Origin of the sequence: Pseudoalteromonas sp. Ld20, from assembly GCF_045064175.1 — a bacterium.
GTDB lineage: Bacteria > Pseudomonadota > Gammaproteobacteria > Enterobacterales > Alteromonadaceae > Pseudoalteromonas > Pseudoalteromonas neustonica.
Window position 1 is genome coordinate 93572 of record NZ_JBISHB010000038.1, and the last position, 16588, is coordinate 110159.

13 protein-coding genes are annotated in these 16588 nt (G+C 41.2%); 2 read left to right on the forward strand and 11 right to left on the reverse strand.

All coding sequences use genetic code 11. From position 1 onward, the window contains the following. Positions 1–3 precede the first annotated feature (3 nt). The 4 genes from ACJJVX_RS14115 to ACJJVX_RS14130 form a co-directional block, all read right to left on the reverse strand. Positions 4–795: an SDR family oxidoreductase gene (locus ACJJVX_RS14115; RefSeq protein ID WP_405631974.1), complete on the reverse strand. Its 792-nt coding sequence runs from the start codon at positions 793–795 to the stop codon at positions 4–6. A gap of 37 nt (positions 796–832) precedes the next feature. Next, entirely contained in the window at positions 833–1336 is a 504-nt protein-coding gene (locus tag ACJJVX_RS14120) for a DUF962 domain-containing protein (protein ID WP_405631976.1), read from the reverse strand. Between the two features lie 88 nt (positions 1337–1424). Further along, on the reverse strand, positions 1425–1844 hold the full coding sequence (locus ACJJVX_RS14125; protein ID WP_405631978.1) for a hypothetical protein: 420 nt from the start codon (positions 1842–1844) through the stop codon (positions 1425–1427). Between the two features lie 64 nt (positions 1845–1908). Continuing rightward, positions 1909–2586, reverse strand: coding sequence for a Crp/Fnr family transcriptional regulator (locus ACJJVX_RS14130; protein ID WP_405631980.1), 678 nt, complete (start codon positions 2584–2586; stop codon positions 1909–1911). 51 nt (positions 2587–2637) lie between these two features. Here ACJJVX_RS14130 and ACJJVX_RS14135 point away from each other — a divergent pair, with 51 nt between their 5' ends. Both ACJJVX_RS14135 and ACJJVX_RS14140 read left to right on the forward strand, forming a co-directional pair. After that, positions 2638–3972 carry an amidohydrolase gene (locus tag ACJJVX_RS14135; RefSeq protein WP_405631982.1) on the forward strand — a complete coding sequence of 445 codons (1335 nt, stop codon included), beginning with the start codon at positions 2638–2640 and terminating at the stop codon, positions 3970–3972. A gap of 53 nt (positions 3973–4025) precedes the next feature. Next, positions 4026–4652, forward strand: coding sequence for a trimeric intracellular cation channel family protein (locus ACJJVX_RS14140; protein WP_054204766.1), 627 nt, complete (start codon positions 4026–4028; stop codon positions 4650–4652). Between the two features lie 571 nt (positions 4653–5223). On the opposite strand, the gene ACJJVX_RS14145 is transcribed toward ACJJVX_RS14140, so the two are convergent. The 7 genes from ACJJVX_RS14145 to recC all read right to left on the reverse strand — a co-directional run bounded on the left by ACJJVX_RS14145 (position 5224) and on the right by recC (position 16534). Continuing rightward, a complete protein-coding gene (locus ACJJVX_RS14145) occupies positions 5224–5604 on the reverse strand; it encodes a GNAT family N-acetyltransferase (protein ID WP_405631985.1) in 381 nt (126 codons plus the stop codon). A gap of 176 nt (positions 5605–5780) precedes the next feature. Next, on the reverse strand, positions 5781–6266 hold the full coding sequence (locus ACJJVX_RS14150) for a GNAT family N-acetyltransferase (RefSeq protein WP_405631987.1): 486 nt from the start codon (positions 6264–6266) through the stop codon (positions 5781–5783). Between the two features lie 176 nt (positions 6267–6442). Next, positions 6443–7000: a GNAT family N-acetyltransferase gene (locus ACJJVX_RS14155; protein WP_405631988.1), complete on the reverse strand. Its 558-nt coding sequence runs from the start codon at positions 6998–7000 to the stop codon at positions 6443–6445. A 154-nt stretch (positions 7001–7154) separates the two neighbouring features. Further along, on the reverse strand, positions 7155–7493 hold the full coding sequence (locus ACJJVX_RS14160; protein ID WP_054204769.1) for a hypothetical protein: 339 nt from the start codon (positions 7491–7493) through the stop codon (positions 7155–7157). A gap of 149 nt (positions 7494–7642) precedes the next feature. Continuing rightward, positions 7643–9595 (reverse strand): exodeoxyribonuclease V subunit alpha, encoded by a 1953-nt coding sequence (recD, locus tag ACJJVX_RS14165; RefSeq protein ID WP_405631991.1) that lies wholly within the window; start codon positions 9593–9595, stop codon positions 7643–7645. Next, a complete protein-coding gene (gene recB, locus ACJJVX_RS14170) occupies positions 9592–13221 on the reverse strand; it encodes an exodeoxyribonuclease V subunit beta (RefSeq protein ID WP_405631993.1) in 3630 nt (1209 codons plus the stop codon). Before recB ends, recD begins: the two co-directional genes overlap by 4 nt. Next, positions 13208–16534: an exodeoxyribonuclease V subunit gamma gene (gene recC, locus ACJJVX_RS14175; protein WP_405631995.1), complete on the reverse strand. Its 3327-nt coding sequence runs from the start codon at positions 16532–16534 to the stop codon at positions 13208–13210. The genes recB and recC overlap by 14 nt, the downstream gene beginning before the upstream one ends. Between the last annotated feature and the right edge of the window lie 54 nt (positions 16535–16588).

The following is a 16588-nucleotide window of genomic DNA, read 5'->3' on the forward strand; positions in this document are numbered from 1 at the left end:
CTTTTATCGGTAGTTCTTTTTCGCTGTCATACGGTTAAAAAAGCCTGGAAAGAAACGCTTAATGGTTGGAGCCCAGCCACTGATCCCCTCTCCAACAACGACTTCATCTTTACGTTTGGCTATGGCACTAATCATCTGCTTTACCGCAGCGGTTACAGCCATGCCATTTTCAATTGACTCTTCTGCTTTATTTTGTGCAACTCCATACTCATTAAGTGAGTTATGAGCAATCGCGGTTTTTATCGAGCCCGGGCAAATCGTCAAGCAATGAATATTTTTATCGGCAACTTCTGCTCGCAGGCAATCCATAAACCCAACAACTGCGTATTTAGAGCCTGAGTAACCCGTTCTAAATTTAGAGCCCACTTTACCCGCCACACTACTTATCGACACTACAGAGCCGCTACCTTGAACAACCATACTTGGTAACACCGCTTTTGTAAGCGCAATTAAACCAAAGTAATTAACTTCCATAAGTTGGCGATACACGGCAAAGTCATTTTCTAAAAATAAACTACGCTGCGATACACCACCATTATTAATTAAAATGTCAACTTTACCAATATCAGCCATGTTAGTTGTTACATATTCAAGTACCTGCTCAGGCTGTGATAAATCAAGTGGGATCACTTTATGCTGCCCTGGCGGTAATTGATCACAAAGTTGCTTGAGCTTATCGGTACTTCTTGCTGATAAAATTATATTAGCGCCTAAGTTTGCAAATTGTATTGCTAATTCTTTACCAATTCCTGATGATGCACCGGTGATCCACACAGTCTTATTATGAAAGTTCATATTCTACCTATGATTTTAATTATTATGGTTTTGATTATTAAGGTTTTGTAGGACCCGCTATATCGCTGATCTGCTGCTCTAGCTCTTGGTATAATCCAAGTAGAAAAAGTGCTTCAACTAACACAAATAACGGTCCGATTATCAATCCAATTAAATCATCAACAAAAGCCGGTTTTTTGCCTTCATAATAATGGCCAATAAACTGTAGTACCCAGCCAAATACAAAAGTACCGATACTCATAATCAGCCAACTATTTAAACTGAGGCTCGCAATGGGCACTGCTGCAATAGTCATTAGTATTAGAATAGCCGCCATTATCAAACCCAATGACATACTCAGCGTTAAGTAATAAATCACACTCGCCAATACAAAAATATCGGCACCACTAATAACATACTCAGCAAAAGGTAGCTGAATACGCGCTAATAAGCACAGTATCGCAAAAATAATTAATGGGATCCCAAAAAAATGTGTAATTACATTTCGTCTTGAACGATGATACAAGCCGTAGTTACTTAATTGCTGTTGAAGTGTTTTCATTCTGCTGCTCTATAAAAATGCCTTACTCATAACTTTAGCACCTTACATGACGCAACAATGTCTGCTACCCGACATTTTAAAATTCCTTTTACACAAATGCGCTTATAATTTTCCCTTTATCGTGATCCGGTGTCTTAGATTGTAGCTCACGGCCCTTTTGGTACTCTTGTTCAAGCATCGTTTGAAGCGCTTCCATTTTTTTAGCTAAATCTTTGCTATCACCGCCTTGCTCTTGAATTTGCTCAGCCAATTTTTCAATGGCCGCTTTGAGCTCATCAATTTTTTCTTTATCGACCCCTAAACGTTGATAAATAAGGGTCTCTTTTGCTTCATCTAAAAATTTTTTTTCATAGGATGGATTTTTAAGCCGGCTAGCCGCATCAGGTTGGCTAGTATTTGCCACCTCAGGCAAAGTCGTTGCCGCTTTAGGATGGGCAATAGTTTTTACTTGAACGGGTGCACTATATGGCTCTGTGCGGTACTGATTATTAAAAGTAAGTGAGATCATTATTTCAAATCCATTGAGTGTATGCATTTACGAAGCAAGTTTAACGCCAACAGACTTAAAGGGTTTAATGCGCGAGTAAAGCCAACTCTTTCTTATTAAGAATTTCAATACGCTGATAGTGCAACGAAATAAGCTTTTTTTCGCTTAATATTTGTAGTATTTGATTAATTGTTTGACGTGTTAGATAGGTCATATCTGCTAGTTGTTGCTGCGATAACATAATCGTTGCTTTATTACTGCTTAAAGGCACTGCTACGGCCATCATAGCAAGACGTTTACATACTTTTTGCTGTGCAGTTAATAGCGCATGATCTTCGAGTGAACTAAACAATAGCCGCATTTTTTGTGATAGCAATATACCAAAATCATGCCAGTAAATCGGGTTTAGTGCTAACAATTGGATCAGTGCGCGATGTGGTATATGTAGCAATCTAACCTGTGTTTGTGCATATACATCATGCGTACGTAGTCCGCCATCAAATAAAGCAACTTCACCAAACCAAATAGCAGGATCGATAAAACTAAGCACCGCCTCCTTACCTTCACCATTAACGCCACTAACTCGCATAACTCCGGCAAGTACCGCATATAAGCCACTATTAGCCTCACCTCGGTGAAAAAGCGCATCAGCTGCATTTAATTCAATTATTTTTGCTGACGATAATAAAGCGAGTTGCAATTCATTTGATCGACTACTAAACCAGCCCCCTTGATTGATTATCGCACGATCCTGTTCATTCATTGTACTTTGCTCTACATTGGTGTTAATCAACAAATAATAAAAGGGATTGTCATGTTACACAAAATTATTTACAGCAGTTTATTGCTATGTGCTTTATCCTCGCCATGTTTGGCTGCCGATCTTAATGATGGTATAAACAAAAAACTAAAAAAAGCCAACCACAGTGTTAGCGAAAAAGTCATCACTTGGCGCCGTCATTTACATCAATACCCAGAGCTTAGTAATCGGGAATTTGAAACCGCAAAATACATAACTAAGCACTTAAAATCACTCGGTCTTGAAGTACAAACAGGCGTTGCTCACACCGGTGTCGTCGCCAAATTAAAAGGTGGCAAAAAAGGTCCTTTAGTCGCATTGCGCGCTGATATGGATGCCCTACCAGTCACTGAATTGGTAGATTTACCCTTTGCATCTACTCAAACCTCAACTTACCGTGGTAATAAAGTGGGTGTAATGCACGCCTGTGGTCATGATAACCATGTCGCCATTTTAATGGCCGTAGCCGAATCACTCGTTAAAATTCAAGATGCGTTAGCCGGTGATGTACTTTTTATATTTCAGCCAGCTGAAGAAGGCGCTCCTGAAGGTGAAGAAGGTGGCGCAGAGCTGATGTTGAAAGAAGGTTTATTTAAGCTAAAACCAGCTGCTGTCTTTGGCTTGCATGTAACCAGTTCACTTAACACAGGTAAAATTGGCTTTCGTGAAGGCCCCTTTATGGCCAGTGAAGATTCATTCACAATTAACGTACAAGGTCGCCAAACTCATGGTTCTCGTCCGTGGAATGGGGTAGATCCGATTGTAACGTCATCACAAATCATTATGGCCACCCAAACTATTTCATCTCGCCAAGTGGATGTTACAAAAGCGCCGTCGGTGATCTCGTTTGGTGCAATTAACGGTGGCGTCCGATCAAACATCATTCCTGATAGTGTTGAACTCATTGGTACTATACGTACTTTTGACCAAACGATGCGAGCCGATATTAAAAAACGTTTAGTGAAAACCGCTGAGCTTGTTGCTGAATCAGCAGGCGCTAAAGCTGATGTGCATATTCACCACGGCTATCCGGTTACAGTTAATGATGTTCAACTTACCCAACTAATGACCCCAACACTTGAAAAAGTAGCTGGTGCAGACAATATTATTACAACGGATTTAATTACAGGAGCCGAAGATTTTAGTTATTACGCCTTAGAGACCCCTGGATTGTTTTTCTTTTTAGGCGTAACGCCACAAGGTAAAAATGCAAAAAGCGCAGCGAGTAACCATTCACCACAATTTTATGCCGACGAAAAAGCCCTGCAATTAGGGGTAAATGCAATGACGAACTTGGTTGTGGATTTTTTTGCAAAAACGCATGACGTTACGCATATTCAGGAAGAATAAATTTTTACTGTGTTAGTATCTCGCACTATTAATAAATGAAAAAGAGACACATAGTGACATCAGACTACTTTCATTTTTTAAGTTTAATTGGGGTCGCCTTTTTCGCAATCTCTGGGACATTAATGGGTCATGAAAAAAACATTGGTGGCTTTGGGGTGGTTGTGGTTGGTTCCGTTACCGCACTTGGCGGTGGTACACTTCGTGATGTGCTATTAAACCAACCCGTTTTTTGGATAACACAACCAGATTATTTATACGCTACATATGGTGCAATTTTTATTGCTGTTATATTTATTCGCCACTTACCTGACGTATCGAATTATTATATGCTCCTCGTCGACGCAATCGGCATGGCTATATTCAACATTGTCGGTATTGAAAAATCTCTTCTTGAAGGCACAACCATGTTAGTCGCCATTACTATGGGTATGACCACTGGCATATTTGGCGGCTTAATGCGTGATGTTATTTGCCGAGAAGTCCCCTTGGTTATGCGCGATGAGCTTTACTCAACCGCCTGTTTTTGTGGTGGTTTGACCTACGCCGGATTCTTTTTACTCAATGTATCTTATATATGGTGTATTGTGGGCTCATTATTCATCACCGTGTTTTTAAGGCTAGGTGCTCTGCATTGGGGTTGGCAACCTAATATATTTAGAAAAAGGACGCCCAGAAAATAATTTGCAAGACTATCAAAATGCATGGACTATCTGTAAGTCGGGATTTATTCCAATGAATGTTTAAATGATAAATTCACTCTATTTTGGCTACCTTTATTAGGGTATGCTGACCTTTCAAGGTTGAATTTGCAGCAGCCTGTTTGATACTGTCTCGCGCTGCGATTAAATCGCCCCGCGGTTGAACGAGTTTTAATCCGCAAAGGTCAACAGACCCTAAACTCAGGCTTCAATAATTCATAGCATTTTAAGTCATGATATTCATTTTTCCAGTAGCCACTTGCCCTACGGATACCTTCCTCTTTAAAGCCAAGCTTTTTTAATACAGATTCTGACGCACCATTACCAAACAAATACCCAAACCACCTCAAGATACAGAATTCAGCGTTTCACAGGGGCTTAATATCAAGGCGTTATTTTGTAAGAATGGCCATCCCTTTTAAGAAGTAACAACGCAGAGAGTAAGTCCCTGTGAAACGCCCAAAGGGTTAGTTTAAAAGTGATTTATTCTGCGTTATTGATATTAACAATAGAACCACTATTACTTGCAATCAATGCCTTGTCTAAATCGCTTTTAATTCCAACTGAAACTCGCATCTTGAGGTGGTTTGGGTATAGTCTCGGCTTGAACCCTATAAAGTTCACCAAATGGTAGCTGATCAGAAAAGGCCGAATCAATAATCTTGTGCAAGGCTTGCGTAGCATAGCCATAACCCCAATGCTTGGAAGATAACTCGTAGCCTATCCCCGCATTTTTCATCTTTTGATTCCATGAATTAAAGCCGCAAGTACCAATTAACTTTCCGGTATCTTTTCTGTGAATGCCCCAACGAATACCCACACCTTCAATAAAGCGATTGTTGAAGAATTCAATTAATTTTAAAGATTGCTCTAGGGCGTGTTGACCTTTCGTGATTGATTTTGCAGCTGTATGTTTGGTTTTTAGGCAAGGCAAAGCCTATCTCGTGTGGTTATTCCCCATAAATAGGCGATAACGCAGCATAAATGCCAAACATGCGCTGCCCTCTGGGTTCTTTCTAGGGACAATCAACTCTTTGTTGCTCGGTTTTTACTTAGCCCACTAGGTTACAAACCTCGCCCCGCGGTTGAACGAATTTTAATCCGCAAAGGTCAACTGACCCTAAACTCAGGCTTCAATAATCCATAGCATTTTAAGTCATGATATTCATTCTTCCAGTAGCCACTTGCCCTACGGATACCTTCCTCTTTAAAGCCAAGCTTTTTTAATACAGATTCTGACGCACCATTACCAAGCATAGTCTCGGCTTGAACTCTATAAAGTTCACCAAATGGTAGCTGATCAGAAAAGGCCGAATCAATAATCTTGTGCAAGGCTTGCGTAGCATAGCCATAACCCCAATGCTTGGAAGATAACTCGTAGCCTATCCCCGCATTTTTCATCTTTTGGTTCCATGAATTAAAGCCGCAAGTACCAATTAACTTTCCGGTATCTTTTCTGTGAATGCCCCAACGAATACCCACACCTTCAATAAAGCGATTGTTGAAGAATTCAATTAATTTTAAAGATTGCTCTAGGGCGTGTTGACCTTTCGTGATTGATTTTGCAGCTGTATGTTTGGTTTTTAGGCAAGGCAAAGCCTATCTCGTGTGGTTATTCCCCATAAATAGGCGATAACGCAGCATAAATGCCAAACATGCGCTGCCCTCTGGGTTCTTTCTAGGGACAATCAACTCTTTGTTGCTCGGTTTTTACTTAGCCCACTAGGTTACAAACCTCGCCCCGCGGTTGAACGAATTTTAATCCGCAAAGGTCAACTGACCCTAAACTCAGGCTTCAATAATCCATAGCATTTTAAGTCATGATATTCATTCTTCCAGTAGCCACTTGCCCTACGGATACCTTCCTCTTTAAAGCCAAGCTTTTTTAATACAGATTCTGACGCACCATTACCAAGCATAGTCTCGGCTTGAACTCTATAAAGTTCACCAAATGGTAGCTGATCAGAAAAGGCCGAATCAATAATCTTGTGCAAGGCTTGCGTAGCATAGCCATAACCCCAATGCTTGGAAGATAACTCGTAGCCTATCCCCGCATTTTTCATCTTTTGGTTCCATGAATTAAAGCCGCAAGTACCAATTAACTTTCCGGTATCTTTTCTGCGAATGCCCCAACGAATACCCACACCTTCAATAAAGCGATTGTTGAAGAATTCAATCAATTTTAAGGATTGCTCTAGTGAATCATAAGTGTCTATATCGTAGAACTTAGTGACGCTTTTATCTGAAAAAATATCTAATAAACCCTGACTATCATCCCCTGACAGCTGAGTAAGCATTAAACGAGATGTTTCTAACTCTGGGAAGTTCATCTTATACCCTCTATGAAATATAACGAGCCAGCATCTACAGGCTATGCTGTGCTATAGGTCCGGATTTATCCCGAAAGTTTTTAAGCTAAAGCTTTTAAGCTAAAGCTTAACCTGCAAGGTCAACTTAACATCAATGCAAATTCTGAATTTGTTCCTATTTTATTGGCTTCGAGCATCTTTTAACTTTAAGAAAACCAATAATATAAATGACCATATAAAAAGCATACATACCAAGCTTCTCCCCCCACGTAGCGTGTGAAAACGAACCGAATAAACGAATGTAATCATTAATAATTAACATCCCAACACACACTACTATGGCGGTCGTTTTGAAGTAAAAATCACCAGTGCGCTTAATTGTTGCTATTGAGGTAACTAACATCACCAGAGATAGATAAAAAGCGAATAATGACATTGCCCCTGGTACAAAACTTGGTGCCAAAGCAAGAATTGCAATAACTATTGAAAACCAGCCTAAAATTTTGATAAGCACATACTCCTTTAAAAATAACTTAAAAATGATAAATTCACCGGATAATAAGCATTCTAGCAAGCCCTTTAACTCAATAAATTAAACATCGCACAATCACAGCTAAAGCAGGTTCTTAAGCTATCAATTCAACGCGAGCCAAATTTACCGCTTTACTTTAACCGCTCATACAACCCTGATGCCCGACTCACTGATTTAGCCATGGCTTTGAGCAGTACTTTTTTGTCGGCCACCAGCTCGAAGGTGTTTTTAGCGCGGGTGATGCCTGTATAAACTAGTTGACGGTTAATACCCGCTGTGGCTTGGTTCTCTGGCGGCAGTACCATGGCGGTGTAAGCAAACTCAGATCCTTGTGATTTATGAATCGTCATTACATATACTTTATCGTGGGCTGGGAGTCTGGCAGGTGAAAATGCGCGTTGATTTCCTTGCTCATCAATAAATACCGCTTTGAGTTGCTCACTTTCATCCAAAAGTAAAATACCAATATCGCCGTTAAATAGCTTAAGTTGGTAGTCATTTTGCGCAATCATAATGGGCATACCCACGTAATGCCGTTGATTTGGGTGTACATTGATCAGCCCTTGGAGATGTAGTTGCTTTTCAATACGCTGATTTAATGTATTAACACCATAATCGCCCTCGCGCACTGCGGCTAAAAGCTGATAACTTGCAAATGCTTTATGGATCTCGACAGGGCTTGCCTGCTCTTTTATCAGCGTAAGGTAATGAGCGTATTTACTGGCAGCGCTTTGTACTAGCTTTTCAACAGGTTTACTGACTATGTCATAATCTAAAATCACATCATTAAACTGGCCACTATTAATCTCCTGTTCTACATACTTAAGCTTACCGCTGTTATTGGTATTAACAGCCAAAGCCAACTGACCAATGCCACTTTGCGCTGTAAAACGATAGCTGTGCTGTAAAAATGCAATGCAATCGGCCAATTTAAATTCACTCTTGCCACCAGTTAATTGTGGTTCGTTATCAAAACACACATTATTTAATTCAGCGCAGCGCGCTTGTGAGTAGTTTGGTGTTTGACCAAGCACTAAACCTTGGCATAAATCGCTCATAACACTGCCGGTATCAACGGAGGCTAACTGATCTTTGTCACCTAGTAAAATTAAGCGCGCGTGATTTGGTAAGGCTTCAATTAACTTTGCCATTAGCGATAAATCAACCATCGACGCTTCATCAATGATCAACACATCTAAGTGCAAAGGGTTTTTCCTATTATGCCTAAATTTATTCGTAAAAGGTTTTACGCCGAGCAAACGGTGAATTGTTTGCGCGCTTTCAGGGATAAGCGGCTCAACAGCTGCGGGGATCACATCTTTAAGCTGCTGTTTTGCACCTAAAATTGATTCGCTCAATCGTGCGGCGGCTTTACCTGTGGGCGCCACCAGCTTAATACTCAGCGGCGCACTTTGGTAAAGCGATTGTAAAATTGCCAGTAGCTTGGTGACTGTGGTGGTTTTACCTGTACCAGGACCGCCGGTGATCACACTAAAGCCTTTGGTAGCGGCCATTGCACAGGCCACTTTTTGCCAATCGAGTCCCTCTTTGGGTGCTGATTGTATAGAAAAGTAATCACTGAGTAGCCGAGTAAGCGACTGATTATCAATATCAATTTCACGTTCACTCAGTGTTAGCAAACGTGAGGCTAAGGTGTGTTCATACCCAGCTAAACGCGAAAAATATAGCCGCTGCTGAAGTAATTTCAGTGGTTTATCATCGCCGACACTTTGATGATTTTGCAGGCACTGTAAAGCAGATTCTGTAGTGAAGTCGTCACTAAATGGGCTGACTCGATCAGGGATTGTTCCCGCTAGTTTGGTAAAGTCACTTTGGCGTAAATTAAATGGGTTTCGCCAGTCAATACCTGTTAGATCTAGGCAGCTGTGCTGACTTTGCCCAGATAAGCACAATAACAAAATAAGATAATACGCATCTGTTTTACCCTGCTCTTGTATCGCATCACACAGTAAATCTGCCAGTTTTATATCGACCATACGAATACGGTTTTCATCTAATAAGTAATCAAGTAGGGGGACTGTTTGCACCTCAGCGCTTGAACGTTCAGTAGTCAGTTGAATCATAGCTGCTCTCCTTCACTGGCGACTTGATTATTCACATTAGCTTGTAACGTACCTTGACTGAAAAGCCCATCAAGAATAAGTACTTGCTCGGTTGTAAGCTTTTTAAAATACACGCCTTTGCCGTCACTCATGCCTCGCAAGAAGGTGTAATATACGCCGCCTAAATGCGTTTCAATCGAATAATTGGCAATACGCTGTTTGAGGAGTCGATGCAATGCCACCGTGTATATTAAGTACTGTAAATGGTATTGGTGGCTGCTCATCGCTTGCTCAAGCGAGTCTTGCTCATAATCACTGGGATCACTGCCTAGGTAATTTGATTTGTAATCTAAAATATAATACTGCTCGTTATGGCAAAAAATTAAATCGACAAAGCCTTTGAGTAACCCTTTTACATGATAAAAATCAAGCCTGCTTTGGGTAAAACCAAAGTGCTTAATGAGGACCTCGTTTAAACTTTTTGCACTTAAACTACTAAGCGGTAAGTTAAACTCCATTTCTACAAGACATTGGTTTGGTGACAACGTGCTTAAACTTAACCCAGTGTTGTTAAGCGGGCAATTTAACGCATTGAGTATCCATTGTTCAGTGGTATGTTGCCACTGCTCGCTAATATGGTATTTATCTAGGTTACGCGCGACTACTTTCGCTAAATCTTGCTCATCATTTAACGGGTGCTGCTCTGGGCTAGTAAAATCAATTTGCTCAAAAATTTCATGTAAACAACTACCTGGTTTTGCCCCTTTAGGAAAACTATACGGTGATTGAATCTCAGTTTGCGCATCAAGTAGCTGCGATGCAAAGTCGTCTGTTTCATGATCTTCATCACTGCGCCCTGGGGCAATGTGGTCGCTATGCTTTTTAAAACTCAATGCACTAAAGCTGGTTGCTCGCCAATCACGCTCTATGGTTGCACGAACATGGTTTACTTCAAGTGTTTGCCCTTCAAGCTCGCTTGATAAAAGCGTCAGTGTGCCCTGTGTTTGTAGTTCTTCACTGGTAAATTGCGCATAGTGCATCGCGCTATTTTGTTCGCAAAACTCATTTAAATGTGTCCGCCACACTAAACTGCTCGTTATATCAAGCCCGGCAAATAGTACATGCCCTAATGAGCTACTTTGAATGGCCAAACGACTGCTTTGCCCTTGCCCTAAGTTGTACATACCAATTGCACAATAATGAACAGCGCGTGTTAATGCCACATATAACAAGCGTAAATCTTCCGCTAGGCGCTCTTTTTCAGCTTCTTGTAACGCATCGTCATTTTTACTTAAATCATAAATGAGTTGACCCTCTTTATGATAAAGCGCGTCTTTTGTTTCGCGGTAACCGCTTGCAAAAGGCATAAAGACCAGCGGATATTCAAGCCCTTTTGACGCATGCATAGTGACTATTTTTACTAAATTAGCATCGCTTTCAAGACGAACTTGTACCGCTTCACCGTCTTGTTGACTCACCTTTTGTGCAAACCAGCGCAATAAACGCAATGTCCCTTCAAGCTCAATTTGTTTTTGCTGAAGTATTTCGCCTAAGTGGCGAAAGTCGGTAAGCCAGCGTTCAACGTTATACCCTAAGCCTTGCCATTTGGCGCTGAGCTGGTTATGCGTTAACAACCGTTCAAGCATCGCCATCGCGCCTTGTTTGTGCCAAATAAGGCTCAATTGCGCAAAAAAGTTTAAGTGCTCTTGCCATTGCGCTTCATCATCAGCCAATGCATAAATATCGTTATAACTTAGGCAAAATAGCGGTCCTGCTAACACGCCTCGCAGAAGTGACTCATCATACTGGCCATGTAACGCTGATAAAAAGTTAAGTAAATGATGGCTTAATTCTTGGCTAAACACACTTTCACGGGATAAGTACACGCTAGCAATTTTGGCATCACTTAGTGCTTTTTTCATTATTTGTGCTTCAACACGGTCACGCACCAAAATACAAATATCAGCGGCTGTAATAGGCGTTTTACCTATGCATGCGCGCCCTTCCTGCGCCTGCGTTAGTAGCAACACTATTTTATTTGCAAAATGCGCCGCTAGGTGATGTTGCCCAACCCCTTTGTTAGTCGGTTTATTTTTTTCATCGGCAGCGGTGTCTACAAATACACTAAACTCAAATGCTGTCGCTGGTTGTCCATCAATTAAAAATGATTTTTCGGCTTTCTTACCTTGTGCATCAACACGGTTAAACGGGATCGCGTCATTATAAATAAAGCTATTATCGTATTTACTAAATAAACGATTAACACTTTCGACCACATCGTGGCTAGAACGGTAATTTGTACCTAACGTAAATTGCTGATGTGCATCAACAGCGTGTTTTGCGCCTATGTAAGTAAAAATATCTGCGCCCCTAAAGCCATAAATAGCTTGTTTAGGGTCGCCAATCATCGCAAATGTGGTATTTTCCTGCGCATAAATATGGCTAAAAATACCATACTGAATTGGATCCGTATCTTGAAACTCATCAATCATTGCTACAGGGAACAACTGGGCAATTTTTTGTGCCAGTACGTCGCCCTGCTCTGTATTTAGAGCGCCATGCAAATTTGTTAGTAAATCATCAGGGGTAATAACGCTTTGCTCTTGCTTACGTTTAACAATGGCTTTTTTAACCCAACTTGCTGCATGTTGAACAATTGCAATGGCAAGTCCTGAGTTAACCGTGTTATTGAGCGCCGCTAATTGATCAAATTGGATCAATAACGGGTGGGAAAACAAAGGCTGATTTTTTTTATAATTACTTACATCACTTAAATTATCTGTACTCCACACCTCAAATGAGTATTTGCTTGTACCAAATTCAAAAAATTCGTCATCACCAATACAAAATGCTTCAAGTGCGGCTAGGCTACCTTTTCGAGCGGGGGTTTTTGAGCCACTTAAACCAGAGCTTTTAACAGCATTTATAAATTCACTTTCAAGGCATGCTTTTTTAAAGCTAGGTACTTTTGCTAAATAGTGTTCGCGGGCTTGCCACACATCATCCAATTTTATTTGCGGGGTGATCTGCGCATTGCCTTTATTAAGCAAACTTGCTACTTGACTAAATAACGATTCAGGTGCGGCAAATATGTCTAAAATGGCATCCGTTTTTTCTTTATTGAGTGGATATACAAACGCACGCCAAAAATCTTTAATAGTTTCAAGTAATATGTCGCGTTCATCTAAAATAAACTCTAGGTTAAAAGCAACCCCCGATTCAAACGCATGTTGTTTTAACATACGCTGACAAAAACCATGGATGGTAAATATGGCAGCTTCATCCATTGATTTAGCCGCAGCGTCAAGTAAATCAAAAGCGCGGTGTTTATCGTCTATTACGGCTATAACACCGTTAATCAACATGTCATCGGTGTGTTGTCCAAGTAATGCATCGCGGGCGGCGATAATACGTGAACGTACTCGGTCTTTTATTTCTTGGGTGGCGGCATCAGTAAACGTTACTACTAATATTTGCTCAACACTTAAAGGCGTATTTAATGCAGATTGCGGGTCATCCGCGATTTGCATTCCTAATAAATAGCGTAAATATAAACCTGTGATTGTGTAGGTTTTACCAGTACCAGCACTGGCTTCAATCAAGCTTTGTCCGGCAAGTGGCATTGTGAGTGGGTTAAGCGCTTGCATAATCACTCTCCTTTACGTGTGCAAATAATGGGGCGAGTAATTTATCGCTCCAAAGTATAAATTCATCTTGGCAATCAGTGAGTGACTGCGTGGTTAAGCGAATGTAAGGGTTTTCGCCCTCGCCGCGCCCTATGTATTGTGGGCTAAACTTACTGATTGCTTTGTTAATATCGCCGCCTGTTTTTACGTATTCATAACCACTGACCGGAAAAAACGCCACGGGCTCTTTACGCAGTGCGCTATACAAGCTAAACCACTCTTGCAATAATGGGTAAGCGTCGGCTTTATCTATAGGTGCAAAGCTAATTTGTTTATCAAGCCCCAATAAAAGGGTTTCAACACCTTGATCCATACACTGTGCTACAAGATGATAAATAAAGCCTTTTATTAAGTCTTTGGCTTTAATACTGGCACTGCGATAAAACACCTGTTTTTGCTGATAAACATGATTGAGCCACCCTTGTAACTGAGTCGCTGTATTGCCATTATTTAGAATGAGCGCGACTTCAATAGGTTCGTTATTTCCGCCTTTAATGTGCTCTTTAACCTGTCCTGCAAGTGCGTCAACACGATGCTGCATGCTTTCAAAAATTAGCTCCCCCACATTTGCTTGCGGTAATTCACCGCGTTGCAATATTTGCTCACGGCACAGGGGTTGTTCAAAGATCGCGGCTTCGAGTATTTCATCTAAATAAAAGTACCGTCTTAACGCATCTAAACTAAACGGTTCTTCGTCTTTGGCAACTTCGTTAAATTGCGGTAAACGCAGGCCTAAGCTTTGTTGGTAAAAACTCTCTTGGGCGTTACAAACACTGCGAATAAACGCGTCCAGTTCAAGCACATCAGGCGGGCTAATATCAAGCGCTGTAACGGGCTGTGGCGCAATTGCTTGGGCTGGTAGCCATACAGGATTATAGCTGTGATTTGACAGTACACTCTTGCCTGCATTTTCATCACCAACAGCATTCACTTGATAATACTGACTATTAAATGGCTGTAAATGCTGTTTGCTGATCAAGCACTCGGGCAATGTGTGTGCTGAGGGTTCGTCAAACTCAAAACTACGGCCTATGTACTCTAACAGCTCGCTGACCAAGGTTGATGGCATACGTGGTTGGTTATCAAAACACGAACGACCAATATAGCTCATATATAAATTATCGCGGGCGCTCAGTAACGCTTCTAAAAACAGGTAGCGATCATCCAATTTACGTGATCGGTCACCTTTTTGCTTTTTAGAGTAAGGTACTAAATCAAAACCAATCGGTTGCACTGACCGCGGGTAGTCGGCGTCATTTAACCCTAGCATGCACACCACTTTAAAAGGCACAGCCCGCATCGGCATTAATGTACAAAAGTTTACTTGGCCTACTAAAAACCGCTGGCCTACGCCTTTTTCTTGTATGCCTTGCTTAATTAAGTAGCTCACTATCCGCTGCGAAACATTGTTCGTGTAATCACCATTTTCATGGTGCTTTTGCAATGACTCAAGAACACTTTGTAACACCAGTAAATCCCAGCTGTCGTCACTTTCACTTTCGTAAATACTCGCGAGCAATTCATTAAGAATATGGGCTTTGTTGGTTAATGTATCATCAGGGGTAAGTAATACTTTAAAACGCTGAAGTACATCAATAAAGTGCACTAATTTATTAAGTGTATCCAGCGCCATGCCTTCGACTTCATCAGCACTGTATATTCCATTAAATGGGCACTGTTCATCTCGCTGTGCAATACCCAGTAATAAGCGATTTAGGCCATGTTGCCAGGTATTTAAATCAATAGCTGGCAAGTCAAAGCTGTGTTTGTGCTGCGCATCAATCCCCCATTTCACTCCTACTCGCTCAAGCCAATATTGAATTTGCTCATACTCATGCGGCTCGACAGCGAACTTTTCAGCTATTTGAGTTACTTGTAATAAATCTAGAATATCTGACACGCCAAAGCGCGAAAACGGTAAATTAGCTAAACTGGCAAATGAACTGAGTACGGGTTTTTCTTGCTCTATGGCTAAATCGGCAAGCGCATATGGAATAAATCGGCTACCTTGTGCGCCACCAAATACAGCTTCAATGTAGGGGCTATAAGTGCCTACATCAGGCATCATTACAATGATATCTTTTGGTGTCAGCGCAGGGTTTTGACTAAATAAATTAAGCAGATAATCGTGCAGTCGCTCAACTTCTCTGAGCGGGGTGTGACAATCACTCAATGTTATACTGGTGTCGCTGGTGCTAACGGGCAACTTACCTTCGTTGTTTATAAACCACGCTTTATTATCAGTGAGCGATTCACCTTTAAATGCGAGCTGGTAAATTTCACTTTGTACTTGCCCAAGTAAGGTGTTGTCAAATACGTCTATAAAGCCATCTATCCAACGGGCATCGCGTTGAATGAGTTGCTCAAAATAATCGCGACCCAGCTTTCCCCACGATGATAGCAAGGGGTTGCCGATAAAATAATAATCTTCATCTGGTTGGGTATGCTTTTTTTGCTGTGCTTCGAGCAGGGGCATTTTTGCATATTTAGCTGCAATTTTTGCCGCCGTTTTTTCATCAATAATATCGCCCCAGTAATGCTCACTGGGATTAAAGAAGAATAAAAAAACCTCGGTTTTTTTACTCAATGCATCAAACACGTCGAGCTGTGAACTGGCAATTGCAGAAATACCAAATAAGCTAATCCGCTTTGGTAATAAACGGCTGTCCATTTTTTCAAGCGCGGCTAGTAACTGTCCCTGCATATTCGCACGATGAAATTGGCTTTGATCAAGCGCTTTGCTTTGCGCAACAATTTTTCGCCACAGATCAGGCTGCCACGGCGCAATACCGACATCAACATCGTCAAGCTCATCTTTACCACTATCCCATGTGGCAATCCAGTGCGGTCGATACATTAAGTATTGGTCATACACATCGGCTATTTTTTCGCATAAGGCAAAGGTTTTTTGACCATCCATGTCACCTTCTAAATAGGTTTTGAGCGGTAAATATAATGGCTCATCTATGCAATTAGGTAAAATGGCAAACAGCTTCCACGCAAGGTTTGGCTTATTAAAAGCCGACTCTTTTGGTACATTAGGCAATAATTGCTGATACAACTGCCAAATAAAACTCGACGGCAGCGGAAAGTCTACCTGTGCCGCCACTCCTAAACTTTCGCTTAAGCCAATTTTAAGCCACTGCGACATACCCGGCGATTGCACCAACACCACTTCTTTATCGAATGGGCTTTGTAATGGGTTAACGCTTAAAAGGTGATGAAACTGCGCTTGGAGTGCTTCCATACGATTAGATTGAATAATATTTAGCATTGCGACACTGTCCTTGCTTGAGATAAAAACAGTGTAAGATATTTTCAATTACAG